The sequence below is a fragment of the Nocardia coffeae genome, from assembly GCF_019890715.1.
GTDB classification, from domain to species: Bacteria; Actinomycetota; Actinomycetes; order Mycobacteriales; family Mycobacteriaceae; genus Nocardia; species Nocardia jiangxiensis.
Genome location: NZ_JAINZY010000010.1, coordinates 1 through 24,241 on the forward strand (window position 1 = coordinate 1; position 24,241 = coordinate 24,241).

Genomic DNA, 24,241 nt, shown 5'->3' on the forward strand with positions numbered 1-24,241 from the left:
ATACAGGACTCGCAGCTGGCATGCTGGCCTGGCTCTGCTCATCGGCCTGTCGAAAGGGTGGGTTTCGTTTGTACGAATCAGGCACTCGATCCGGAACCCCACATCGAGTACGCCCACGATCCAAGCCTGCCTGACGTAGAGATCGCGCACACCGCCGACTGGGGCATCCGGAGGTCCCAGAGACGTTTGCTTGCAACGTATGTCGCCTGACTTTATTCGGGATGCAGAAACTTGCGGTGGCTGTGCTGCGCTCGTCCGTATTCGAGGTAGACCCTGACGGTCTCGGACCGGACTTCGTTCCGGACCTGGTGGCGGAACGGCTGGACTCAGAGATGCGAGATTGCTGAAAGGATGCTGCGGCGAAAATTGATCGGCGTGTTGAATTTGCGACACGCCGGGGTGTGTACGTGGTCGGTTTGCTGCAGCGTGTGAAGCGGACTGTGAGCTGAGATGCTTCTGGGTCTGTGCCATTGCGGCCGAGGCCTTGCTGCGCTCGGCTCCGCGCTGCGGTGTGCGAGGCGAGCCCTCGGAGCTGGCGAAGACATCTTCGATCGCATCGTGTGTAGGGGTGTCCTGGTCCGGCCGCAGCGGCGGCGAGGTGGCGACCGGACGCCCTGGGAATTCGTCAGCAATTTTCGCCGCGCTGACTTTTGTGCAGCCTGTCCTTACTTTTTTGCGGCGAAATCCCCCATGGATCGCAATGCGGGCAAACGGTATGGTGTGCAGACCTGGTCTGGAGAGTGGACCGCCCGAGTTCGTGGAGGCGATCGTGCAAACGGTACTGGGTAAGGCGCAATTGCTGCTCGAGGCATTCGATGCCGAGGCGGGGGAGCTGTCACTGACCGAACTCTCACGCCGCAGCGGGGTCGCCAAGGCTACGACGTTCCGGCTGGCGACCGCGCTGGTCGAGTGGGGTGTTCTCGAACGATCCGGGACGAGCTACCGTCTCGGCCTGCGTCTGTTCGAACTCGGGCAGCTGGTGCCCACGCAACGGATGTTGCGCGACGCGGCCCTGCCGTACCTGCAGGAACTGCATGCCGCGACCGGTGCGACGGTGCATTTCGCGATTCGGGACGGGTTCGACGTCCTCTATATCGACAAGATCGTCGGCCACGGCGCGATCAAGATGCCGTCTCGGGTCGCGGGACGGCTGCCGCTGTACGCGACCGCGACGGGCAAGGCGATCCTCGCGTTGTCCGCCGCCGATGTGGTCACCGGGGTTGTCGAGAACGGGCTGCCGGCCTTCACGCGGCGGACGGTCGCGTCGGCGGCGCATCTGCACCGCCAACTCGTCACGATCCGGCGGAACATGCTCGCGGTGGAGGCCGAGGAAGTAGCCGTCGGTGTGGTGAGCGCGGCGGTGCCCGTGTTCGGGTCGCACTCGGCGCTGGTGGGAGCGGTCGGCATGTCCACCACCACCGCACGGATGCGACTCGAGCGGATGTCCGGCCCGCTGAAGACCGCCGGCGCCGGCATCACCCGGACACTGGGCTCTCTCGCGCGCTCGGCGTAGCGCCCGGGACCGGCGGACGCCTGCTGCTCACCGCGCCCAGAGCGGCGAAACCCAGCCCGGCCGATGCGGTCGTCACGATCGCCACCGCGAGGCTGGTATTTCCCAGCAGCCCGACGATCGGTGCGACCACGGCCGCCGCGCCGAACTGTGCGAAGCCGACCATCGCGGCGGCCGTGCCCGCGATCGCGCCGTGCCGGGACAACGCCAGTGCGGGCACGTTCGGCATCACGAATCCGGTGGCGCCGAGCAGGGCCAGGACCGGCAGCGCGAAACCGGCGAACCCGCCGGTCGCGGTTGCCGCGAGGACGATGAACGCCACACCGACCGTCGTGCTGACCAGCAGCGAGACCAGGCTGATCCACAGCGGGGACCATCGCTTCAGCAGCACGACGTTCAACTGGGACGCGCCGATCAACACCACCGCCCCCGCCGCGAAGGCGAAACCGTAGGTCTGCGACGTGAGCCCGAACTGGCCTTGCATCACGAAGGACGACCCGGCGATGTAGGCCCACAGGACCGACCGGCCCAACCCGCACACCAACACGAGGACGAGGAACCGCGGATCACCGATCAGGGTGCGATATCCGTTGAGCGCGTGCGAGATTCCGCGTTCGGCGCGCGCGTCGGGCGGCAGTGTCTCGGAAAGGGCGCAGGCGCCGAGCAGCATCATGCCCGCACCGAGCCCGGCCAGTACGAGGAACACCCCCTGCCACGAGACCGCGCTGAGCACCAGCCCGCCGACCGATGGCGCGAGAATGGGCGCGACACCCATCACCAGCATCAACCGGGACAGCACGACCGCCGCGGCGCGACCGACGAACAGGTCGCGCACGACCGCCATCGCGATCACTCCCGTCGCGGCGGCGCCGAAACCCTGGAGAGCGCGCAGGGCGCCGAGTGCCGCGACCGAAGGTGCGAAGAAGCATGCCACCGAGGCCGAGACGTGCACAGCGGTGCCGACGAGCAGTGGCCTGCGCCGCCCATAGCTGTCCGACAGCGGGCCCACGACGAGCTGGCCGATCGCCAGTCCCGCCAACGTGCCCGTCAAGGTGAGCTGCACGGCTGTGTCGGTCGTATGGAAATGTGCCGAAATCGTCGGCAGCGCAGGCAGATACATGTCCACGGTGAACGGCCCGAGCGCGGTCAGCACCCCCAGGACGAGCACGAGTCGAATCCGGTCCGCGCCTTCGGGCGGGCGCACCGGGACCGCGTCACGGATGTTGCTGGTCAAGGAAACCGGTCACCACGGAGTAGTAGTCGTACGGCCGTTCCTCCTGGAGGTGATGCGACGCCTTGTCCATCACGTACAGGTGCCCGTGCTCGATCATTCTGGCCAGCATCAACGGGTAGTCCGGCGTGAGGAAGGCGTCGTACATTCCCCAGGCGAACAACACCGGCGCGGTGATCATCCCGAGTTCGGCGGTGAGATCCTGCCAGTCACCCCGTGGGTTGTCCGACGCCGCCGCGAGAGCCATTTCCTCCGGGTCGAGACTCTGTTCGTAGCGCATGTCGAGGGTCTCGCGCGGGAGCTTGTCGCCGTCGAACCACTCGAGGCGGGTGATCAGCTGACGCATCTTCTCCCGGGTAGGACCTTCTCCGCCGTAGTAGACGTCCCGGGCCGTCCGGCCGCGGTGGCCGTTCTCCGGTAGCGGAGCGAGCGGACCGTGGAACACCGGCATGCTGCCCGTGATCACCAGTGCGCGCACCCGGTCGGGGTACTTGGCCGCGAGGTTGAGCGCGATCGTCCCGCCCCACGAGTTGCAGACGAAGTCGGCGCGGTCGATGGCCAACTCGTCCAGCAGCGCGACGATCTTCGCCGCGTGGAAATCCCACATCGGCCCGGTGATCGTGCACTTCTCCGACCGGCCGTACTGCAGGATGTCGACCAGTATCGCCCGGCGGTCACGCGCGAAAAGCGGTGCGACAGGACCGAAGTCGGACCACGCGGTGCAGCCCGGTCCGCCGCCGTGCAGGAAGATCGTGGGACTCCCGGCGCCGAGGTCGTGGTAGTGGAACTTCACGCCCGCCGCGTCGGCGTACAAGCTGTTCGGTAGTTGAGCCATGCGCACACTTGACGTCATTTCGCGAGTGGTGTGAAGGATCGGGGTCCGCTGGGCGGTCCCGGTCTGTGGCCGTGCCCCGGTGCGCGCGGTTAGCTTGCGGCGCATGCGATCAGATCTGCGAACGGCCCGGGATCGGGCTCGCGCCCTCCTCGGCGCCGTCGAGCACCGCGATCTCGGCCCGTTGCGAGTTACCGAGGCGGTGGCCTTCGCGCGCGCGTGCGGCGAACGCGATCCCCGGCTGCTGGACCCCGAATCGACGGGCTTCCAGGTGCATCCGCTGTACCTGCCCAGTTTGTTGCGCGGGCCCGACGGCGGCGTCGACGGGGACTACCGCGAAGACGGCATGTTCCGCGACGAGGTCCCCGGCACCGATGGACTGGACGTCCGCCTGATGGCGGGTGGGCAGAGCATCGCCTTCCATCGGCAGACGCCGCTCGGGGATCCGATCGCGGTGCGGCGCACGCTCGATGACGTGGCGTGCAAAGGCCGGCCGGGCTCGGAGTTTCTCCTGATGACGGTGTCGAAGGTCTTTCGAGCCGCGCGGGCCGGAGTACTGGCCACCGTCACCGAACGGTTCATCGTCCGATGACGGCCCCGCACAGTGCGCATGCCGTCACAGGCCAGAGCATCGAGCCTGTCGTGCTGCGGACCGACCCGGTGCGCCTGCTGCGCTTCGGCGCTCTCACGCACAACGCGCATCGCATCCATTACGACCCGGTCCACGCCGCGAGCGAGGGCCTGGACGCGCCCGTGGTGATGGCCCAGCTACACGGTGCGTTGTTGTTCCGCGCGGCGGCCGAGTTCGCCGGCGGGCCGAGCGGCGTGGTCTCCGTGGGATGGCGCAACCGCGCGCCCGCGTACGTGGGGTGTGAGCTCGTCGTGACCGGCGTCGTCGGCGAGATCGCCGACGGGCTCGTCACGCTCGAATTGCGGGAGCACACCGGGGACGGCGTGCTGTGCGCCGAAGGTGAGGCCGTGGTGGTCGCACACGCGGACCCGGTCTGCTGAGCAAACCGAATCCGTTGGCGTCCGGCCAGGACTCGCCGAGTATTCGCACTATCACTCATCTCGTCTCGGGAGGACTTCACATGACTGGTGTCGAGGCGCCGAAAGCCGCGCAGGAGGTGCCTGAGCGTCCGCGTGCGGCCGGAAGGCAGGACTGGACGGCCTGGCCCAAGTACAACGCGGCCGGCAGCGGGTACCGCGGCTACTGGTATCCCGTCACCTGGTCCAACCACATCACCGGAACCCCGCAGAGCTACACGATCTGCGGCGAGAAGCTCGCACTCATCCGGGACGCGGGGCAGGTGTACGCGCTGCACGACCGCTGCCCGCACCGTGGGGTGCCGTTGTCGGAAGGCGACCAGCAGTTCCCCGGCACGGTCAGCTGCCCCTACCACGGCTGGACCTATCGCCTGACCGACGGCAAGCTCGTCGCGGTCATCACCGACGGCCCCGATTCGAAGATCTGCGGCAAGGTCGAGGTGCAGACGTACGCGGCGCAGGAGCGGCTGGGGTTGGTCTGGGTCTACATCCCGATCACCCGCGAGCCCGCCCCGCCGCTGGACGAGCAGTTGCCGCGCGAACTCGTCGAGAACGAGGGCATCGTCGGCGGTCGTATTCAGCCGCGCGCGGGTAACTGGCGTTTCGCGTGTGAGAACGGCTTCGATGAGGGGCACGCGAAATATCTGCACCGCACCTCGCTGTGGCGGCTGTTCAAGCCGATGCCGACCTGGAACATCACCCGCATCGTGCGCGAGGGCCGATGGATCTACCGCGTCCAGGACGAGGTGTATTGGGAGGCGGAATTCCCCGGCGTGGGGACGTGGACCAACAAGCGGTGGTGGAAGAAGCGGCCGGACGAGACGAAGGTCTCGCAGATCGGCAACGTCGGCGCCGGACTGGAGGTGAATCCGGTCATCGCGGCGCAGAACTTCCCGGGCTTCGCGTCCCTGTCCATGCCCGGCGTGCTGCGCATTTCCTACCCCAACTTCATCCACTACGAGTTCTACGTGCCGGTCGACGACGACAATCACCGATATGTCGGTCTGATGGTGAATTTCGTGACCGGGGTGCACAAGCTCGGCTTCTACGCGAAGTACCTCGGGGCGATTCGCTGGCTGTTCCACGGTCAGTTCTCCGGGCAGGACGCGTGGATGGTCGAGGTCACCGACGCGCCGCCGGAAAAACTGTACCGGCCCGACGTCTCGCTGACCGTCTGGCGCAATCTCGCCGAAGAGGAGTACGCCGAAAAGCTCACGGCCGCTGTCGAATTCGTCAAGCAACCGGTGGCGCAGGCGCGGGCGCGACGGGCATCCGCGAAACAGAACGGCACCGGTGAGGCGGCCTCCGCACGCTCCGTCCCGTCCAGTGAATAGGGGAAGTACATGCTCAAGACACTGATCGCCTTCGTCGCGGGCGGCGCGGCCGTCGTGGGCGCGCCCGCCGTGTGGCGGATCCTCGCGCGGCACAGCAACACCCAGGTACACCAGGTTCGTCGATGACCGTCGCGGAAGCGGATGCGCTGGCCGGATTGGACCCCCGCCGACGCCGCTGGGCCGAGGCGGCTTGCGCACGGGTGGACCGGAACCGGTTGCGCGAGTTGCTGACCGGCCTCGTCGACATCGCGAGTCCCACCGGTGACGAGGCGCCGCTGGCCCGGCACATCACCACCACCCTGGCCGCGGCGGACATCGAATCGCAGACGATGTATCTCGATGACCGCCAAGCCAATTCGTGGGGCCGGGTGCGCGGCGACGGCACCGGACCGGATCTGCTGCTGTACGCACCGATCGACACCGTGACCACGGGTGACCCCGACGAGGATCTGCCGTGGGTCGGTGAATCGCTGCGCGCCGACATGGTCGCGCGAGCCACGACGGTCCAGGACTACGTCATCGGGCTGGGCGCCTCGAACCCGAAGGGGCACGCCGCCTGCGTGCTGGCCGCGGGGGAGGCGATCCGGGCGGCCGGCGTGCCGCTCACCGGAGACCTGCTGCTGGGGTTCGGGGCCGGCGGGATGCCGACCAATGCTCGTCCCGGCGTGGGCAATCCGCGGCGGAACACCGGTCAGGGCGTCGGCTGCTCCTTCCTGCTCGAACAGGGGGTGTGGGCGGATTACGCCCTCATCGCCAAACCGGGGTGGACCGTCTCGTGGGAAGAGGTCGGCCTGGCCTGGTTCGAGATCACGGTGCACGGCAGCCACACGTACGTGGGCTCGCGGCACCGGTTGCCGTACCGGAACCCGGTGGCCCTGGCCGGAGCGGTGGCCACCCGGCTCGAGGAATGGTTTCCGCAGTACTCGCGAGCGCACGACGACGGGCTCGTCCAGCCGCAGGGCATGGTGGCGAACATCCGCGGCGGCTGGGAGCGCACCGCGTCGTTCACCCCGGCCTGCGTGCGCATGATGGTCGATCTGCGCCTGAGCCCGCGCACCACGCCCACCGCGGCCAAACGCGAATTGGTCGCGGCCGTGCGGCGGATCGCCGCCGAGTTGGATATCCGCGTCGACGTGGAGCAGATACTGGCGATCCCGGGTGAGGGCTCGGATCCACGGATGTGGCTGTGCCGCAAGGCTGTCGAGGCATGGGAAGCGGCCGAAGGCGTTCCGCACCGGGAGTTCCGTGACGCGAGCGGCGCGACCGACGCGAACATCCTGCGCGGCCGCGGGATTCCCGCCGTGCGGGTCGGCATGCCGAAGGTCGTGGACGCCCCGTTCGAGGTCGATTTCGCGATGGGCATGAACACGGTGGACCTGCGGGACGCGGAGAAGCTCACCAAGTATCTGGTCCGTGTCGCACTCGACACGGTCACCCGGAGTCTCGAGGAAGTAGGGATGGCCTGATGGCGACGATCGTGCTGGGGGTCGGAGCCTCGCACAGCACTCTGATGAACACCCACTGGGAGCAGACCACGCACAAGGCGCAAGCCGAGCGTTTCCGCGACGCTCTGTACGCCGCGCGGGAACGGATCGCGGCCGCCGCACCGGATGTCGCGCTGATCATCGGCTCCAACCACTTCCGCGGATTCTGGCTGGATCTCATTCCGGCCTTCACTCTCGGTGTGGGGGAATGTATTTCGAGCGGCGAATCCGGAACACCGAAGGGGCCGCAGCCGGTCGACGTCGAGTTCGCCCGCTACCTGGCGAACACCGTGATCGAAAGCGGCCGTTTCGATCTCGCGTACTCGGCGCGGCTGCAGATCGATCACGGGCAGTCCCATGCGATCCAGTACCTGCTCGACGGACTCGATGTGCCGATCGTGCCGTTGGTGGTCAACGTTTTCGCGCCACCCCTGCCCACCTTCGCGCGGTCCGCGGAACTCGCCACCGCGATTCGCGCGGCGATCGCGAGTTTCCCGGCGGACAAGCGGGTCGTCGTCATCGCGTCCGGTGGGCTCTCGCACCGGTTGCCCTGGCCGGACTGGCGCGACCCGCACGGCGAGGACGAGGATTTCATGGTCCGAGCGTGGCTGGACGGCCGGGAGAACTGGTCGGACTACGACGTGCGCCGCCGCGAGATCATCCGGGCCGCGCAGGCCGCCATCACGCCCGAGTTCGATGATCACCTGCTCGATCTCTTCGCGGCGGGCAAGGCGGCCGAACTCGCCGAGTACACCACGACCTATGTCCAGGAGGCGGCCGGGAACGGCGCGCAGGAGCTGCGCACCTGGCTGATGATGGCCGCGATCCTGGACTACATCCCGGCGGAACGCCTTGTCTACGAGGTTATTCCGGAATGGCTCACCGGAATGGGCGTCGCCGTTCTCGACCCCTCTCATCGCAACTCGTCATCACGAAGGACACGATCATGACAATCTGGAACGAACTGGCCGGGCTCGACTTCAGCCTGACGACCGTCGACGCGAACGGTATTCCCACCCGCACGCTGCGCGCCGGCACGGGCGAGGAATCGGTGGTGTTCCTGCACGGCACCAGCGGCCATCTCGAGGCGTTCGCGCGCAACATCCCGGCGCACGCGCCGCTGTACCGATGCCACGCCATCGACATGCTGGGACACGGCTACACCGGCAAACCGGACTATCCCTACGAAATCCCGCGCTACGTCGAGCATCTGGTCGACTACCTCGACGCGGTCGGAATCCAGCGGGCACATCTGGTGGGTGAGTCGCTCGGCGGCTGGGTGGCCGCCCATCTGGCCAGTGAGCTTCCCGAGCGCGTGCTGTCGCTGCAGCTGCTCGCCGCGGGTGGCACGGTCGCGAACCCCGCCATCATGGATCGCATCAAGACCTCCACCACGAAAGCAGTGCGCAGCAACGACATTCAACTGACGCGGGACCGGCTGCGGCTGCTGATGCACGATCCGGCCGATGCCACCGAGGAACTCGTCGAAGTCCGGCACCGGATCTATCATCAGCCCGATTTCGTCGCGAACATCCACAACCTGCTGTCCTTGCAGGAGATGGAGATTCGGCAACGCAACCTGCTGCGGCCGGACCGGCTCGCGCGCATCCAGGCGCCGACGCTCGTGGTCTGGGGCCACGAGAATCCCTTCGGTGACGTCCCGGAGGCCAAGAAGATGGCCGAGGACATCCCCGGCGCGCGGCTGCAGCTCTACCCCGAGTGCGGCCACTGGCCGCAGCACGAGCAGGCCGAGCAGTACAACCCGCTGAGCCTGGACTTCCTGGCCGAAGCGTCCGCGAAAGCCACGGCACCGGCCTGAGACAGGGCGATGCCGATACCGGTGGCCGGTCACGCATGGTGGTGCATGACCGGCCACCGCCCGTTCATGGCTGCGGTACAACGACTTTCGAGAAGGAACGGATCGATGAAGCGCATCGTGCTGCTGACCGCGGACGAGGACGACGCACTCGGCAAGCGCATCCGCGATGCGGTCGGCGCGGCCGGGCACGTCGTCCGTCCGGCGGCGCGTAGCGTCACCGCACTGCACCGGTTGCTGCCGACCGCCGATGTCGTCGTGGGCGACTGGAGCGGTGCGCTACCGCTGGGCACCGCGGAGGTGGCGCTGGGCCGTCGGTTGCAGCTGATCCAGCAGCCCGGCGCGGGTGTGAACTTCATCGACGTGGCGGCATGGGCGGCTGCCGGAGTTCCGGTGGCCAACACCCCGGGCGCCAACGCGGCGTCGGTCGCCGAGTGGGCGGTCGTCGCGGCGGCGAACCTGAGCAGATCGATGCGGTGGGCGCACGACGAAGTGACGGCGGGGCGCTGGCCGCAGGAGGGGATACTCGCGCGCGGTTGCCGCGACCTGGGCGAACTCCGGGTGGGGATCGTCGGTTTCGGGGCGATCGGGCGTCAGTGCGCGACGCTGTTCGCCGCGTTCGGATGCGAGGTCGCCTACACTGCGCGCGCCGCTCACCCCGGCGCAACGGCGCGGTTTCTGCCGATGGCCGATCTGCTCCCGGTCACGGACGTGCTGGTCCTGGCCGTGCCGCTGAACGAACACACCCGAGGGCTGATCTCCGCGCGCGAGTTGGCGATGCTGCCGGCCGGCGCGTTCGTGGTCAATGTCGCGCGCGGCGCCGTCGTGGACGAGTCGGCGCTCGTCGACGCGTTGCGCTCCAGCTCGGTGGCGGGCGCCGCGCTCGACGTCTTCGCGGTCGAGCCACTCGCCTCCGACAGTCCACTGCGCGCCCTGGACAACGTGCTGTTGAGTCCGCACATCGCCGGCGGCAGCGACACCGCGCGGCGGAAGATCTACGCGATGACGGCGCAGAACGTGGCGCGCGTCTGCGTGGGTGACCGCCCGCACTGGACCCTGTGAAAATACTTCGGCCGCAATGGAATATTGCGGCGATGTTTCCGGAATCAGTGCCCGTGACGTGCTGGATGTTGCGTCGGCGTAAGGCCGTCGCTGCGGGTTCATTCGGCGGACCGAGATGATTTCCAGCCCTGACGTACATGGCTAAGTTGCTTCACACCACCGCACGAATGCGGCCCAGATCACAGAACGAAGGTGTCGGTATATGGCCTGGCGATCTCAATTCCGTAGCGCTGCCCTCGCAGCGGTAGTCCTTGCCACGGTGGCGGCCGCCGCGTGCAGCCGCCCGGCCACGCACAGCACCGCCGATTCGGCGGGCGGTTCGATCCGGATCGCGGTGGGCATCGATGCCTCCTACGCGCCGTTCTTCGTCGCCGAGCACGAGGGACTGTTCAAGCAGGCAGGTCTGGATGTGCAGCTGGTGCAGTTCGGTCGGGGCGGTGAGGCCGTCGACGCCCTCTCGACGGGGCAGGTCCAGATCGCGGGCAGCTCCGACACCACCACCATCGCGCAGCTGCGGGAGAATCCCTCGCTGCGGGCGATGTACTCCTACGAATCCTCCGGCGACTACATCAAAGTCGTGTTGCGCAATGGGATCGATGCACCGGCCGCGGGGCAGAAAATGGGCATCGTTCCCGGCCTGAGCCAGATCTCCACGGAGAAATATCTCGAAGCGCACGGTGTGCGGCCGGACTCGGTCAAGATGATCACGGCCACCCCGACCGACATGCCCGCGCTACTGAGCCGCGGCGACATCGACGGATACGTGCTGTGGGAGCCGTGGCCCGCCGCGGCGCTGAGCCAGCACACCGGACATGTCGTCGCCCGGACCGGCGACTACAACTGGCTCTACCACCACTGGGCGATCACGACCCAGCCGTGGCTGGCCGCGCACGAGGACACCGCGCGCAAGGTCGCCCAGGTTCTGGACAAGGCCACGCAGCTCGTCGAATCCGATCCGCCGGCTGCCGCGGCGGCGACGAAATCCGCGGTGAACGTGGCCGATGACCAGACCATCACCGCGATCAAGGAAATCGACTTCGGTGTCCACAATCTGACCGCGCAGGACATCGTGTCGGCGCAGTCGGTCGTCGATTTCTACAAGAAGATCGGCGCCCTCAGTGACCAACCGGACCTGCAGTCGGCGATGCTCACCGACTGGTACAAGAAGAGTGCGTAATGAGTGTGACAGCAATCAAAGGCGTTCCCGTCGAAATCGAAAACCTCGGAATAAGTTTCGGCGCCGCGGATATCGTCTCGGGAATTGATCTACAGGTGCGGGAGGGCGAATTCGTCTGTCTCCTGGGCCCCAGCGGATGCGGGAAGTCGACCCTGTTGTCCTCGATGGCGGGCTTCATCGAACCCACCGTCGGGGAAATCCGCTGTGACGGTACGACAGTCAGGCGAAGCAACCCGCACGCGGGCATGGTCTTCCAGAGTTCGGAGGCGCTCTTCGAGTGGATGACCGTCAGCGGGAACGTCTCCTACGGACCGCGCATGCACGGGGCGAACAAGGCCGAACAGGTACGGATCGCGGCGGAATACCTGGCCATGGTGGGCCTGCCGCACTCGGGTGACAAATTTCCCTCGCAGCTCTCGGGCGGTATGCGCCAACGCGTTCAGATCGCCCGTGTGCTGGCCAACCAGCCCTCGCTGGTCCTGATGGACGAGCCGTTCGGCGCCCTCGACGCGCAGACCAGGCAGGTCCTGCAGATCGAATTGGACAAGATCTGGCGGCACACCGGCTGCACGGTCGTGTTCGTCACCCACGACATCGACGAGGCGCTCACGCTCGCCGACCGCGTGGTGGTCATGTCCGCCGGACCGCGGGCCCGCATCAAGAGCATCTACCAGGTCGACGCGCCCCGCCCGCGCGATCGCGCCCATCCCGAGGTGATCGATCTGTACGAGCAACTGCGCGACGACATCCGCGCCGAGGTCGTGGCGTCGTTGCGGAACCAGGGTATCGAGGAGGACGAGCTGTGACCGCCATCGTGCAGCGCCCCGCAGCGTCGGCTGGAAATGCGAATGCCAAACGGACACAGCGCAAATCGCTCGCGGCGGCAGGGCGGGTGACCCGCACCGCGCTGCTGTGGGTGGCCTCGGGGGTGCTCGGTCTCGCGGTGTGGTCCTTCCTCGCGTGGTGGTACGGGCCGACGACCATCGCCTCTCCGGGGGAGGTGTGGTCCGCGGCGGTCGAACTCACCCAGCGCGGCGTGCTGTGGGCGTCCGTCTCGGCGTCCGCGCAGCGAATCCTGCTCGGTTGGAGCCTCGGCGTCGTGATCGGCGCCCCGATCGGCATCCTGATGGGGCGCGTCAACCTGGTGCGTCAGTTGCTGGATCCCTATATCGAGTTCTTCCGCTTCATCCCGCCGATCGCCTTCGTCACGCTGGCGGTGGTGTGGTTCGGTATCGGCGAAACCTCCAAGATCGTGCTGATCTTCTACACCTCGGTGTTCATCGTGACGGTGAGCACCATCGCGGCCACGGTGGCGATCAGCGAGAACAAACTCCAAGCCGCGACGAATCTGGGCGCGAACCGGCTGCAACTGATGAAGACCGTGGTGTTGCCCTCGGCGGTTCCGGGCATCGTCACCGGAGCCCGGCTGGCGATGGGCAACAGCTTCCTGACCATCGTCTCCGCCGAGATCGTGGCCGCCGATCGCGGTATCGGCTCGATGATCTGGCAGGCCCGCAACTACGGCCGGATCGACTGGACGTTCGTCGGGATCATCGTGCTCGGCATCATGGGGTTCGTCTTCGACCGCGTGCTGCGGTTGCTCTCGGCGAAATTCCTGTCCCGGTACGGCGTCAAATAGAAAGGGCCACAATGGATCAGCCTTCCACAATCGCCGAGCTGGCCGGGATTCCGGGCCGCCCGGAATCGGATGATCTCGACGAGGAACGGCAGCGTCGCAAAACCGCGGTGATCGGCGGCTATCGCATCCTGTCGCGGTTCGGGCTCGACGAGGGCATCTCCGGGCATATCACAGCACGCGACCCCGAACGCCCCGACACCTTCTGGACCGCGCCCTTCGGGCGGCATTTCGCCACGGTGATGCCCGACGAACTGCTGCACGTGGCCTCGGACGGCACGATCCTGTCCGGCCGGGGCCCGTTGAACCGGGCGGCGTTCGTGATCCACTCGAAAGTGCACGAGGCCAGGCCGGAGGTCGTCGGCGCCGTGCACGCCCACGGATTGCAGGGCAAGGCGTTCTCCTCGCTGCACCGCTTGCTGTCCCCGATCACGCAGGACGCCTGCGCATTTCACGACGACCACTCGATGTACGAGGAGTACCACGGCGTCGCACTGGACGAGGAGGAAGGTCGCCGTATCGCGCAGGCGCTCGGCGCCAACAAGGCCGTGATACTCACCAACCACGGACATCTGACCGTCGGCACCTCGGTGGAGAGCGCCGTGTGGTGGTACGTGTCGATGGAACGCTCGATGCAGGCCGAACTGACCGCCCGCGCGGCCGGGGAACCCGTTGTCCTGCACGACAAGATCGCGGCTCAGACCTACGAGGCGGTGGGCACCGAGAAGGTCGGCTGGTTCGCGTACTCGACCATCATCCAGAAGATCGCGGCGGAGGAACCGGAACTGTTCGCCGCCTGAAAAAACGATCCGTCATTTCCATCCGCCGGGCCCGGCGGCCACGTCGCGTGGCCGCCGGGCCCGTTTCGTGCGCCGAACTCGATCCGGACGGAGTCTGCTGACCGGACCGAGTTCATTTATCAAGGGCCGTAAGCTGATTAGCGTTCGCGCTGTGAACGAATCGCCCCTCCTCTCGACCACCACCGAACTCGGCGTCGACATCCTTGTCGTCGGCGCGGGCCCGGCGGGACTCTACGGCGCGTACTACGCGGGATTCCGCGGGCTGCGCGTTGCGGTGCTGGACGCGCTCGCCGAGCCGGGCGGGCAGGTGAGCGCGATGTACCCGGAGAAGTCCATTCTCGATATCGCGGGATTTCCGTCCGTGCGCGGTCGTGACCTGATCGACGGGTTGCTCGCGCAGGCCGCGCCGTTCGACCCGACCTATCTGCTCGGGGAGCAGGCGTTGAGCCTGTCCCACGACGCGTCCGGCAATGCGGTCGTCGCGACGAGCAAGGGGCGCACCATCACCGCGGGCGCGGTCGTCCTCACCGGCGGTATCGGTACCTTCACACCCCGGCCGTTGACGAAGGGCCAGGACTTCCTCGATCGGGGACTGAGTTACTTCGTTCCCGACCCGTCGGTGCACGAGGGCAAGGACGTGGTGATCGTCGGCGGCGGCGACAGCGCGTTCGACTGGGCCGTCCATCTCGAGCCGATCGCCAACTCGGTCACCCTGGTCCATCGACGCGACAGGTTCCGGGCGCACAGGTCGACCGTGGCCAAGGTGTCCGACAGCTCGGTGCGGGTACTGGTCAACGCCGACGTCGCGGCCGTGCGCGGCAACGGCTGGATCGCCGAGGTCGACATCGCGCACAAGCTCGACCGCTCGACGACCACTCTGCCCGCCCAATCCGTCATCGCCGCACTGGGTTTCACCGCGGATCTGGGTCCGCTCACCGAATGGGGACTCGACATCGATTCTCGGCACATCGTCGTGAACACCCGCATGGAAACCAACCTCGCGCGCGTGTACGCGGCCGGCGACATCACCGACTACCCCGGGAAGGTTCGTCTCATCGCGGTCGGTTTCGGGGAGGCCGCCACCGCGGTGAACAACGCGGCGGCCGTCCTGGATCCGGACGCGGAGATCTTCCCGGGGCATTCCACCGAACAGGAGAACTGAGGAGATGGCATTCGTGATAGGCGAGGCCTGCATCGACTACACCGACCGCTCGTGCATGGAGGAATGCCCGGTCGATTGCATCTACGAGGGCGAGCGCAAGCTGTACATCAACCCGAACGAGTGCATCGACTGCGGCGCATGCGAATTGGCGTGCCCGGTGGAGGCGATCACCGTGGACCGCAAGGCCGCACCGGAATTCAAGGAGGACAACAAGAGGTTCTTCCTGGACATCCTGCCGACCCGGACCGAGCCGGTGGGCAATCCGGGCGGCGCGGCGAAGATCGACGCGGTCGGCGTCGACACACCGATGGTGGCGGCGTACTGATGGGCGCGAACCTCCGATTCGCCTACGCGGACACGTCTTTCGGTCAGCTGCACTACGCCGAGCAAGGGGACGGTCCGGCACTGCTCCTGCTGCACCAGACGCCGCGCTCCTGGGACGAGTTCCGGGAATTGATCCCGTTGCTCGCCGACGAGCACCGCGTGATCGCGATGGACATGGCGGGTTTCGGCGCGAGCGCGAAACTCCCTGCGCCGCAGACCATCGAGCTCTACGCCCAGGGTGCGTGGGAACTGCTCGACGCGATCGGCGTCGACCGTGCCGCCGTTCTCGGGCATCACACCGGCGCCGCGGTGGCGCTCGAGCTGGCTGCCACCGGCAGCGAACGGATCGCCGCGGTGGTGCTGTCGTCCTGTCCGTGGACGGATGAGCGCTACCGTACCGACCACGCGACCGGAGCCGGTGTGGACCGGGCGCAGCAGAGCGAGGACGGTGCGCATCTGCGGACGCTCTGGGAACTGCGCAGACCGTACTATCCGGTACCGGTCGCGGGGTTACTGGACCGGTTCGTCCGCGACGCCCTCGCCCCCGGCGTCGACCCGGCCGAGGGACACCGCGCGTGCGCTCGCTACCGGATGGAGGACCGGATCGGTTCGGTGACCGCCCCCGTACTCCTGATCGGCGCGGGCGAGGATCCGTTCTCCATGCCCAACCTCCCGCTGCTGAGCGCCCACCTCACCGCGGCCCGCTCGGTCCGCAGCGCCACGATCCAGAACGGTACCGTCGCGCTCATCGAGCGCGAGGCCGCGGCAATAGCCGCGGTGACGCGAGAGTTCCTCGCATCGACCGAGGTCACCGGGGCCGATGTAAACACTGTGAAACGGGTCCACTGAGCGAACCCTGTGACGTGCCTCTCATGGCATCCGGCCCGTAGCGTGACGACATCAGGTGAGCGTGTCGCCGTGGTCGGCCGAATCGACAAGTTCCGCTCGCCGCGGCCCACCAGGAGGTATCCCTTGACGACAGCTACTCGAGGACCCGGTGGAATCGGACCCGTGGTGCCGATTGCGCAAGCCCAGCAGTCCGGCACCGACATGCCCACCGTGCTCGGCAAAGCCCGACTGATTCTCGACACGTTCGACAGCGAGTGCAGTGATCTGTCCCTGACCGAACTGACCCGCCGCAGCGGCGTGGCGAAAGCGTCGGTCTATCGGCTGGCCGGCGAGTTGGTGGAGTGGGGCCTGCTCGAACGAGCGGGCACCAAGTACCGGCTGGGTCTGCGGTTGTTCGAACTCGGTCAACTCGTGCCCCGGCAGCGGATCCTGCGGGACGCGGCGCTGCCGTACATGGAGGATCTACTGCTGGCCACGCAGGAAACGGTGCACTTCGCGGTTCGGGACGGTATCGATGTGCTCTACATCGAGAAGATCGTCGGTCACCGCGGACTCAACCAGCAGTCGCGGGTGGCGGGCCGGTTGCCGCTGTACTGCACGGCCACCGGCAAGATCATCCTGGCGTTCTCGCCCCCGTCGGTGTTCGACGAGGTCGTCGAGCAGGGGTTCACGGCGCTCACCCGCCGCACCACGATGTCCGTGGGCGTGCTGCGCACCCAGCTCGAGCGGATGCGCAAGGAGCAACTTGCGGTCGAGGTCGAGGAGACCCGGCTCGGCTACATGAGCGTCGCCGTGCCGGTGTTCAGCGGCCCGCGCGTGCTTGCGGGCGCCTTGTCGGTGACCGCGCCCACCGCCCGGCTCAACGTCAGCCGCATCACCGGCGCTTTGCGGACCGCGGGTGTGGGTATCACGCGGACACTGCAGGCGATGCGCTGCACGCATACCGCGGGTGAGACGGCACCGCGCGAGAGTGCGTGCAGTGCCGCGATGTGTTCGTTCAACGGGTGCGGGCGCTGACTCCGCTCATCGAGTACGGGTCGGCCGGAAGCCCTGGCGCTGCGCGTCCCAGGTGTCCGGCCCGACTCCGCGAGCGCGTAATTCCTGCTTGCGCACCTTGCCGGTTTCGGTGAGCGGAAGTCTCGCCACCAGGTCGACGTAGCGGGGGAGCGCGAAGTGGGCGAGGTCGGCCTCGGCGAAGCGCAGCAGGTCCGCGGGGTCGAGCACGGCGGACTCGCGCGGCACGATCGCGGCCATCACCTCGTCCTCCGCGAGCTCGGACGGCACCGGGAAGACCGCGGCCTGCGCGACGTTCGGGTGCCGGGACAGTACCGACTCCACTTCGGTCGCCGAGATGTTCTCCCCGCGCCGGCGAATCACGTCCTTGAGCCGGTCCACATATCGGAACCAGCCGTCCGGGCCGCGGATCACCCGGTCTCCGGTGCGCAGCCAGGCGCCTTGCGCCGGGACGGCTTCACCGAGATATCCGGCCGCGAATCCACCGCGCCGCAGGCTCCGGACCACCAGTTCGCCCGGGGCGCCGTCGGCGACGGGACGGCCCTGGTCGACGACCCCGGCTTCGTAGCCGTCCAGCACGGTGCCGATGAAGCCGTCCCGGCGACGGCCGGGCAGCGACCCGAGGACGAGATTCGTTTCGGTGGTACCGAATCCGTCGATGAGGTCGATACCGAAGCGGTTGCGGAACGGTTCGTACAGGTGTGCAGGCGTGGCGGGTGACAGCGCCCGGGTCACCCGGTGGGCCCGCTCGCTCGGGGACGGCGGCCGGTTCATCAGCATGGGCACCATGGCGCCGAGCAGATAGGTCACCGTGGCGCCGGACTCCTGCACCGCAGACCAGTAACCGCTTGCCGAAAACCGTTCTCCCAGTACGAAAGTGCCGCGCCACACCAGCGCCTGGAACAGTGTGCCCAGGGCGTTGGTGTGGAACAGCGGCAGGCAGTTGTACAGGACGTCGCCCGCACGCAGACCCAGCGAGCGCCCGACTCCCGCACCCCACCAGAGGAATTGGGCGTGCGGGCAGCGAACGCCCTTGGGCGGGCCGGTGGTACCCGAGGTGAACAGCACCGCGGCGAGATCGAGATCGGTCACCGGTGCCTGTGCGCGGGGCGGATCGGTCATCGCCGAATCGACCCGGGGGGCCGTATCCGAGCCGACCAGCCAGCACACGCCCGCGAACCGCGTCGCCTCGACCTGTGCGGCATACCGTGGCTCGGTCAGCAGCCGGCGTGCCCCCGACTCGACGAGCACGTGGCGCAGACCCTCGCCCCGCAAGGCCACATTCAACGGCACGACGACGGCTCCCAGCCACGAGCAGCCGAGGAACAGGTCGACGAGCTCCACGCGATTGTCCAGCAGTGCCGCGACCCGGTCTCCGGCTCGAACTCCTTGCGCGTGTAGGGCTTTCGCCATGGACGCTGCCCGGACCAGGAGTTGGCGATAGCTCACCGCGACCGGCCCGGCACGCACCGCGATCCGCTCCCCGCACTCCTGGGCCCGCAGAACGAGCAGTGCGGGAATGGTCATCGCCGCGGGAAGTCCCGGTTCGCCGTGCAGCGCGTCGCTGGTCATGGCACGACGACGGCGCGCCCGGCCACCTTGCCTTCGCGCATCAGTTGCAGGGCGTCGGCGATCCGATCGAGCGGAAACTGTTGCACCGCCAGCCGCACCTCGCCCGCGGCGAGCTTGCCGATCAGGTCGGGAGCGAGTTCGGCCTGCCGGGCTCCTTTGCGAATCATGTTGACCGGCAGGATCTTCACGTCGCTCAGCAGCCAGTTGGGCAGATCGAGAGCCAGTTCGGTGCCCAGTGTGTAACCGATCAGCGCAGCTCGTCCCCCCGGCACGACGCGGCCGAGTAGCGGGGGCAGCATATCGCCCCCGAGGGTGTCGATCAGGACCTCGGCGACCGGCTCGTCACCCAGTTGCTCGGCCAGTGCCGAGCCCCGGCCGACGACCGGGCGTACCCCGTCGGGCAGCAACTCCACCTGGTCCTGCCGGGGTACCACGCCGATCACTTCCGCGGCGCCGGCGAGCAGGGCGAATTGGGCGGCCATCGAGCCGACCGCACCCGACGCGCCGGATACGATCACGCGTTCTCCGGCACGGACCTCCGCGATGTCGTGTACGGCGACGTACCCGGTGGTGCTGGGCAGGAAGAAGGTCGCCGCCACCTCGGGCGGCAGATCGGAGTCGAACGGCGTGAACGCTCTGTCCGCCGCGACGAGATACTCTGCCCAGCAACCGTTCTTGGTCAGCCCGATGCCACCGCCCCGGACCAGCACCCGCGTTCCCGCCGCGAAAGTGTCCGACTCGACGACCGTCGCGGCGCCGTCGGTGCCGCCGATGTGTGGCAGCGGTGGCTTGATGTCGAATGTGCCGCTGGCCACGGTCATGTCGAGGTGGCCGAGCGCCGCCGCGTCGATCCGCACCAGCGTCTGGCCCGCCTTCCGGGCAGGGATGTCGATGTCGTCGAGGACGGGTGCCTCACCGAAACTGTGTAGCCGCGCGGCGCGCATATATCTCCTTCGTGTGCGGGTGAGTGGTTCAGGAGAGGATCGACGCCGCACGCAGCTGTGCGATCCGGTCAGGTGGGTACCGCAGCACGTCGTGCAGCACCGAATCGGTATCGGCGCCCAGAAGTGGTGCGGCGGTGCGGATTTCACTGATCGCGCGATTCATCCGGACGGGTGCGCCCTCGTGCAGGAAGGCGCCCGCGCGGGGATGCTCACGCCGCACGTAGAAGCCGCGAGCGCGCAGATGGACATCGCTTTCGACCAGATCCCGGCCGTCCTGCACCGCGCCCGCGGGCACGCCCGCGCCTTGCAGGGCCTCGGTGACCGCCTGGACGGGCAACGTCCTGGTCCACGCGGTGATCGCGGCGGTGATCTCCGAGTCGCGCGCCCGTCGTCGCTCGGCGGTGCGGAACTCGTCGGCATCCGCCCAATCGGGGCGTTCGATCAGCGCGCACAGGGCATGCCAGTCGGCGTCGTGGCGAACCGCGATCGTCACCCAGCGATCGGAGCCCAGACAGCGGAACACGCCGTGCGGCGACCACGCGTCCTCGGTGTTTCCCCGGGGTTCGGGAACCTGCCCGGTCCCGGTCGACCGGATCACCGCGGTGCCCATGTGTGCGGCCATCGCCTCGAGTTGCGAGAGGTCCACGTGCTGGCCGCGGCCGGTGCGGTCGCGGTGTTCGAGCGCCGCCAGGGTGGCCGTGGCCGCCTGCAGTCCGGCCACGATGTCACCGTGGCCGTAGATGACGCCGACCACGTCGTCGGCATCCCAACCGGTCAGCGCCGTCAGACCGGTACTGGCCGAGACGATGTCCGCGTACGACACCCAGCTGCTGCGTGGCCCGGTGTGGCCCATGCCAGACATCGAGACGTACACGATGTCGGGTCGCAGTTCGCGAAGCCGCTGGTAGCCCAGCCCCATCTTCCGCAGCACCGACGAGCTGAAGTTCTCGATCACGACATCGCTGGCGGCGATCAGGTCGGCGAGTACCGCCAGGCCCTCGGGTGTGCGGGTATCGAGGGTGATACTGCGCTTGTTCCGGTTGACGTCGTTGAAATAGCCGCTGGTGTCGGGATCGTCGTGCGGGCCGCGGGACAGGTGCATGGCGGGGGAGAAGCGCGTCGGGTCCGGGCGGCCCAGCGATTCGACCTTGATGACCTCGGCGCCGTGATCAGCGAGAATTCTGGTGCAGTAGGGGCCGGCCAGGACCCAGGTCAGGTCGAGCACCCGGATGCCGTCGAGGCTGCCTCTGCCGGACTGCGCCTCGTGTTGCGGGAATGAACTTGCGACAGTGCGTTTTTCGGATATCAGCGATTGGTCGGCGCCGAGCCGGGGGACCACGAGTTCACGGATCCGCCGACCCTCCGGGAACGCGAAGCCGAAGCCCAGATCACGAGTCACCTCGTCGCCGGAGACCACATCCAGGAAGAAGTCGCGGTCGTTCAGCTGCGGATTGACGAGCAGTTCGGCGGGGCCGTCCACCGCGGCCCAGGGCAGTTTGCGTTCCTGGGCGCGGACGGCGAACTCCTCTTTCGGCCATTTCGCCAGAAAGCGTTGCAGGACAGCGAAAATATGATCCTGGTGGATTTTCCGTTCCACCGGATCGCGCCAGCGCGGGTCGTCCAGATCCTCCTGCGCGCCCTCCTCGATCAGCCAGCGCAGCGTTTCGTCCCACATCCGGGGGCTGCCGCCGAGTCCGCCGCCGAGGAAACCGTCTGCGGCGGTGAACAATCCGTGTGGCACCAGTGGATGCACCCGTCCCGGCCGACCGGGAACACGATCCTCGTGCAGGTATGCCAGGGTGCCCGCTTCCAGGCTCGCTGCGACGCACTCCTGCGCCGAGATGTCGACGAACGGCGCCGGGCCGAAACGCCTGGCGCGCAGGCCCAGCAGCGCGCCGATCGCCGCGTTGACCCCGGCCAGTTGCTCGGCCTGTCCTTCGGGCAGGCACAGCGGCGGAGCGTCGGGCGTACCGACCTGCGCCATCATGCCGCCCATCGCGGCGACCGTGAGATTCGTTGCCGCCCAAGAGCTGTGCGGGCCGGACTCGCCGAATGGCGTCACGCGGACGTGCACCGGTGAATCATGCTGGAAGGCAAGAGTTTCCGATCGAGCGTCGGTGCCGTCGAGCAGGATGTCCGCGCCCGCGACCAGACGCTCGAGCGCGTCCCGATCGTCCTCGGCGGCCAGATCCAGCACGACCGACCGCTTACCCGCGTGCCAGTGGGCGAAGGCGTATCCGTCGAGTTCACGGCGGGCCGGGTCGCCCTCCGGGGGCTCGACCAGGATGACCTCGTAGCCCAGGCCGACGAGTATTCGCCCGGCGAATCGAGTGAACGGGCTCGACAGTTCCACGACGCGGACAGTGGATTCGGCCACTGGTACTCCATTCCGTACGGTGTGCGAGCCTCCCGCGGCGCTGCACCGGGCACGAGGGCCGGGGCCGGTGGAGGTTCATGAGTGTGTTCTGCCGACCGGGCCTGGCCCGGCGCCTACCGCGCGTTCTGCGGGTACCAGCCGCTGAGCATGACCCCCTGCGGATCGATCTGCCCGCTCAGCTTTCCCTGACCGCGGAAGAAGTCCACCAGTTCTCGTGCTTGCTGGATATCGGCGGACGTGAAATCGCGTCCCTTGAAATCGATCTGGGTCAGCTGGCCGCGCGCTTCGGCCGGAGTCATGTGGATGGCATTCGCCACCGCTTTCGCCGCCCGGTCGGGATCTGCCGCGATGATGTCCGCGGCCTGCGCGATCACGCGGAACACCTGTCCGGCGAGTTTCTCGTGGCCCGAGAGCCAGCTCTGTGACGCCAGCAGCCACTGCGAGTATTTCGCGCCGAAGTTGCCCGTCGTCCCGGCGATCTGCCCGCCCGAGGCCACCGCTCGGGAGACCCAGGGATCGAAGGAGATGAACCCGTCGATATCGCCGCGTGCCAGCAGGGCGGGCTGCTCGGGAGGACTGGTCGTCACGAGGGCCACCGACGCCGGATCCAGACCCACGCTGCGCAGGTAGCGATCGGTGAAGTACAGCCCGATCCCCGGGAAGACGCCCATCTTCCGGATGGACTTCGGCGTGACGCCGCTGCGCAGCACCACTCGGAAGTATCGATCGGAATCCTCGTACACGCCGAGCGCCCGGAGTCCGGGATTGCCGGCCATGACGGTGAGCGCGGTGGAGTCCGCGTTCCCGGACAGTTCCGAGGTGCCCGCCACCACGTTCTGCGCCCCGGCCGCGCCGCCCTCGGTCTGGATGACCTGCACATGCAGTCCGGCCTTGGCGAACATGCCCTCGCTGTCGGCAAGGAAGATCGGCGCGTACGAGGGGTCGACGCCGACCGAGATGCGAACCAGGTCGCCCGCGTTGCCGACAGCCTGCGTCGCCGGCCGGGTGCACGCGGTGGCGGCGATCGTGATCGCCGCGACTGTCGCCACCACGGCGACCCCGTATCGCCGGAGAACTCTGATCATGTGTTGGATCCCTTCGGATTCTCGGGTCAGCGACCGGTGAAAGTGGGTGGGCGTTTGTCGAGGAACGCCTGCAGGCCCTCCGCGGCATCGGCTGTCCGGATCAGCTCGAGCACCGCCGCGAACTCGACGTCGAGTGCCTGCTCGAGCGGTAACGAAGCGCCTTCGCGCACAACGCGTTTGAGCAGTCCGATCGTGCGAGTCGGCTTGGCCGCCAAAGCGTGCGCGGTCGAGCGGACGCAGTCGTCGAATTCGGCGTCGGGAACCACCCGGTCCACCAGCCCGATGTGCAGCGCTTGCGTGGCGGTGAGCCGGGCGCCTTCGATCATGAGCAGCTTGGCGCGATGTGCGCCCAGCAGCCGGGGCAAGCGCTGGCTGCCGCCCGCGCCGGGAAACAACCCGAGCGAGATCTCGGGAAAGCCGATGGTCGCGGACTCCGTCATCACCCGCATGTCACACGCCAGAGCCAGTTCGGCTCCGCCGCCCAACGCATGCCCGTTGAGGGCCGCCAGGACGGGCTTCGGTGCGGTTTCGAGCATCCGCTGAACCTCGACCCACGGACGCATCGCGCGCTGGGTGGCCTCGGTGAGTTCACGCATGACCCCGATGTCGGCGCCCGCGACGAAGAATCTGCCGGTGCCTCGCAGGACGATGCACCGCACGTCGGGGTCCTGCACGAGCGGCGCGAGCACCGCCAGGAATTCCGTGATCAACGCGGGATCGAACGCGTTCGCCGGTGGGCGGTCGATCGTGACGGTCCCAACCCCGTCCGATATCTCCGGTCGGAGGAATCCGGTGGATTGTCCGGTTTTCGCGGGCATTCGGTGCCTATCTCGATGTGCGGGAACGGGAGCGTCGAGGAGTGAGTATCGATGAGCCGCCCGGTTCTGAAAACGAATGAGGTCCGCTGAGCAAACCGGAGGCGAAGCGATCCGGCCTCTGAAGTCGGCCGGTCAGCTGAGCGGACCCGATCCATTGACATCGCGCG

General features: G+C 67.7%; 23 protein-coding genes. 16 read left to right on the plus strand and 7 right to left on the minus strand.

Annotated elements, in window-relative coordinates; translation table 11 throughout:
- Nucleotides 1-769 precede the first annotated feature (769 nt).
- Nucleotides 770-1,513 carry an IclR family transcriptional regulator gene (locus tag K7711_RS30475; RefSeq protein ID WP_308015027.1) on the plus strand — a complete coding sequence of 248 codons (744 nt, stop codon included), beginning with the start codon at nt 770-772 and terminating at the stop codon, nt 1,511-1,513.
- On the opposite strand, the gene K7711_RS30480 is transcribed toward K7711_RS30475, so the two are convergent.
- Together K7711_RS30480 and K7711_RS30485 are read right to left on the minus strand one after the other, a co-directional pair.
- A complete protein-coding gene (locus K7711_RS30480) occupies nt 1,476-2,744 on the minus strand; it encodes a multidrug effflux MFS transporter (protein ID WP_222973232.1) in 1,269 nt (422 codons plus the stop codon). The two genes, K7711_RS30475 and K7711_RS30480, sit on opposite strands and share 38 nt — an antisense overlap.
- The gene (locus K7711_RS30485; protein ID WP_222973234.1) at nt 2,725-3,576 is read right to left on the minus strand and encodes an alpha/beta fold hydrolase; all 852 of its coding nucleotides are present in this window, start codon (nt 3,574-3,576) and stop codon (nt 2,725-2,727) included. The genes K7711_RS30480 and K7711_RS30485 overlap by 20 nt, the downstream gene beginning before the upstream one ends.
- A 103-nt stretch (nt 3,577-3,679) precedes the next feature.
- On the opposite strand from K7711_RS30485, the gene K7711_RS30490 reads away from it, so the two are divergent.
- The 15 genes from K7711_RS30490 to K7711_RS30560 all read left to right on the plus strand — a co-directional run bounded on the left by K7711_RS30490 (nt 3,680) and on the right by K7711_RS30560 (nt 17,281).
- Nucleotides 3,680-4,165, plus strand: coding sequence for an FAS1-like dehydratase domain-containing protein (locus K7711_RS30490; RefSeq protein WP_222973236.1), 486 nt, complete (start codon nt 3,680-3,682; stop codon nt 4,163-4,165).
- Nucleotides 4,162-4,584, plus strand: a complete 423-nt coding sequence (locus K7711_RS30495; protein ID WP_222973243.1) for a hotdog family protein — start codon at nt 4,162-4,164, stop codon at nt 4,582-4,584. The genes K7711_RS30490 and K7711_RS30495 overlap by 4 nt, the downstream gene beginning before the upstream one ends.
- A gap of 80 nt (nt 4,585-4,664) precedes the next feature.
- Nucleotides 4,665-5,954: an aromatic ring-hydroxylating dioxygenase subunit alpha gene (locus K7711_RS30500; protein WP_222973245.1), complete on the plus strand. Its 1,290-nt coding sequence runs from the start codon at nt 4,665-4,667 to the stop codon at nt 5,952-5,954.
- Between the two features lie 122 nt (nt 5,955-6,076).
- Nucleotides 6,077-7,420, plus strand: a complete 1,344-nt coding sequence (locus K7711_RS30505) for a M20 family metallopeptidase (protein WP_222973246.1) — start codon at nt 6,077-6,079, stop codon at nt 7,418-7,420.
- Complete coding sequence (locus tag K7711_RS30510) at nt 7,420-8,388, plus strand: DODA-type extradiol aromatic ring-opening family dioxygenase (protein WP_222973248.1); 969 nt, start codon at nt 7,420-7,422, stop codon at nt 8,386-8,388. Before K7711_RS30505 ends, K7711_RS30510 begins: the two co-directional genes overlap by 1 nt.
- On the plus strand, nt 8,385-9,257 hold the full coding sequence (locus K7711_RS30515; RefSeq protein WP_222973250.1) for an alpha/beta fold hydrolase: 873 nt from the start codon (nt 8,385-8,387) through the stop codon (nt 9,255-9,257). Before K7711_RS30510 ends, K7711_RS30515 begins: the two co-directional genes overlap by 4 nt.
- Before the next feature lie 105 nt (nt 9,258-9,362).
- Nucleotides 9,363-10,316 carry an NAD(P)-dependent oxidoreductase gene (locus tag K7711_RS30520; RefSeq protein ID WP_222973252.1) on the plus strand — a complete coding sequence of 318 codons (954 nt, stop codon included), beginning with the start codon at nt 9,363-9,365 and terminating at the stop codon, nt 10,314-10,316.
- 202 nt (nt 10,317-10,518) lie between these two features.
- A complete protein-coding gene (locus tag K7711_RS30525; protein WP_222973258.1) occupies nt 10,519-11,493 on the plus strand; it encodes an ABC transporter substrate-binding protein in 975 nt (324 codons plus the stop codon).
- Nucleotides 11,493-12,299, plus strand: a complete 807-nt coding sequence (locus K7711_RS30530) for an ABC transporter ATP-binding protein (RefSeq protein ID WP_222973260.1) — start codon at nt 11,493-11,495, stop codon at nt 12,297-12,299. The genes K7711_RS30525 and K7711_RS30530 overlap by 1 nt, the downstream gene beginning before the upstream one ends.
- On the plus strand, nt 12,296-13,132 hold the full coding sequence (locus tag K7711_RS47910; RefSeq protein ID WP_308015028.1) for an ABC transporter permease: 837 nt from the start codon (nt 12,296-12,298) through the stop codon (nt 13,130-13,132). Before K7711_RS30530 ends, K7711_RS47910 begins: the two co-directional genes overlap by 4 nt.
- A gap of 11 nt (nt 13,133-13,143) precedes the next feature.
- Nucleotides 13,144-13,929 carry a class II aldolase/adducin family protein gene (locus tag K7711_RS30540; protein ID WP_222973266.1) on the plus strand — a complete coding sequence of 262 codons (786 nt, stop codon included), beginning with the start codon at nt 13,144-13,146 and terminating at the stop codon, nt 13,927-13,929.
- Nucleotides 13,930-14,080: 151 nt separating this feature from the next.
- Nucleotides 14,081-15,091 carry an NAD(P)/FAD-dependent oxidoreductase gene (locus tag K7711_RS30545; RefSeq protein WP_222973268.1) on the plus strand — a complete coding sequence of 337 codons (1,011 nt, stop codon included), beginning with the start codon at nt 14,081-14,083 and terminating at the stop codon, nt 15,089-15,091.
- Nucleotides 15,092-15,095: 4 nt separating this feature from the next.
- Nucleotides 15,096-15,416 carry a ferredoxin gene (fdxA, locus tag K7711_RS30550; protein WP_040832015.1) on the plus strand — a complete coding sequence of 107 codons (321 nt, stop codon included), beginning with the start codon at nt 15,096-15,098 and terminating at the stop codon, nt 15,414-15,416.
- Nucleotides 15,416-16,264 carry an alpha/beta fold hydrolase gene (locus tag K7711_RS30555; RefSeq protein ID WP_222973269.1) on the plus strand — a complete coding sequence of 283 codons (849 nt, stop codon included), beginning with the start codon at nt 15,416-15,418 and terminating at the stop codon, nt 16,262-16,264. Before fdxA ends, K7711_RS30555 begins: the two co-directional genes overlap by 1 nt.
- A 201-nt stretch (nt 16,265-16,465) precedes the next feature.
- Nucleotides 16,466-17,281 carry an IclR family transcriptional regulator gene (locus tag K7711_RS30560; RefSeq protein ID WP_222974070.1) on the plus strand — a complete coding sequence of 272 codons (816 nt, stop codon included), beginning with the start codon at nt 16,466-16,468 and terminating at the stop codon, nt 17,279-17,281.
- A 6-nt stretch (nt 17,282-17,287) separates the two neighbouring features.
- Here the strand turns inward: K7711_RS30560 and K7711_RS30565 are convergent, their stop codons facing one another.
- From K7711_RS30565 to K7711_RS30585, 5 genes are all read right to left on the minus strand, one after another.
- On the minus strand, nt 17,288-18,850 hold the full coding sequence (locus tag K7711_RS30565) for an AMP-binding protein (RefSeq protein WP_222973271.1): 1,563 nt from the start codon (nt 18,848-18,850) through the stop codon (nt 17,288-17,290).
- Nucleotides 18,847-19,794, minus strand: a complete 948-nt coding sequence (locus tag K7711_RS30570; RefSeq protein ID WP_222973273.1) for a quinone oxidoreductase family protein — start codon at nt 19,792-19,794, stop codon at nt 18,847-18,849. The genes K7711_RS30565 and K7711_RS30570 overlap by 4 nt, the downstream gene beginning before the upstream one ends.
- Nucleotides 19,795-19,822: 28 nt before the next feature.
- A complete protein-coding gene (locus K7711_RS49050) occupies nt 19,823-22,171 on the minus strand; it encodes a CaiB/BaiF CoA-transferase family protein (RefSeq protein ID WP_222973275.1) in 2,349 nt (782 codons plus the stop codon).
- A gap of 113 nt (nt 22,172-22,284) precedes the next feature.
- Nucleotides 22,285-23,256 (minus strand): ABC transporter substrate-binding protein, encoded by a 972-nt coding sequence (locus K7711_RS30580; RefSeq protein ID WP_222973277.1) that lies wholly within the window; start codon nt 23,254-23,256, stop codon nt 22,285-22,287.
- A 26-nt stretch (nt 23,257-23,282) separates the two neighbouring features.
- Nucleotides 23,283-24,074 carry an enoyl-CoA hydratase/isomerase family protein gene (locus K7711_RS30585; RefSeq protein WP_222973279.1) on the minus strand — a complete coding sequence of 264 codons (792 nt, stop codon included), beginning with the start codon at nt 24,072-24,074 and terminating at the stop codon, nt 23,283-23,285.
- Between the last annotated feature and the right edge of the window lie 167 nt (nt 24,075-24,241).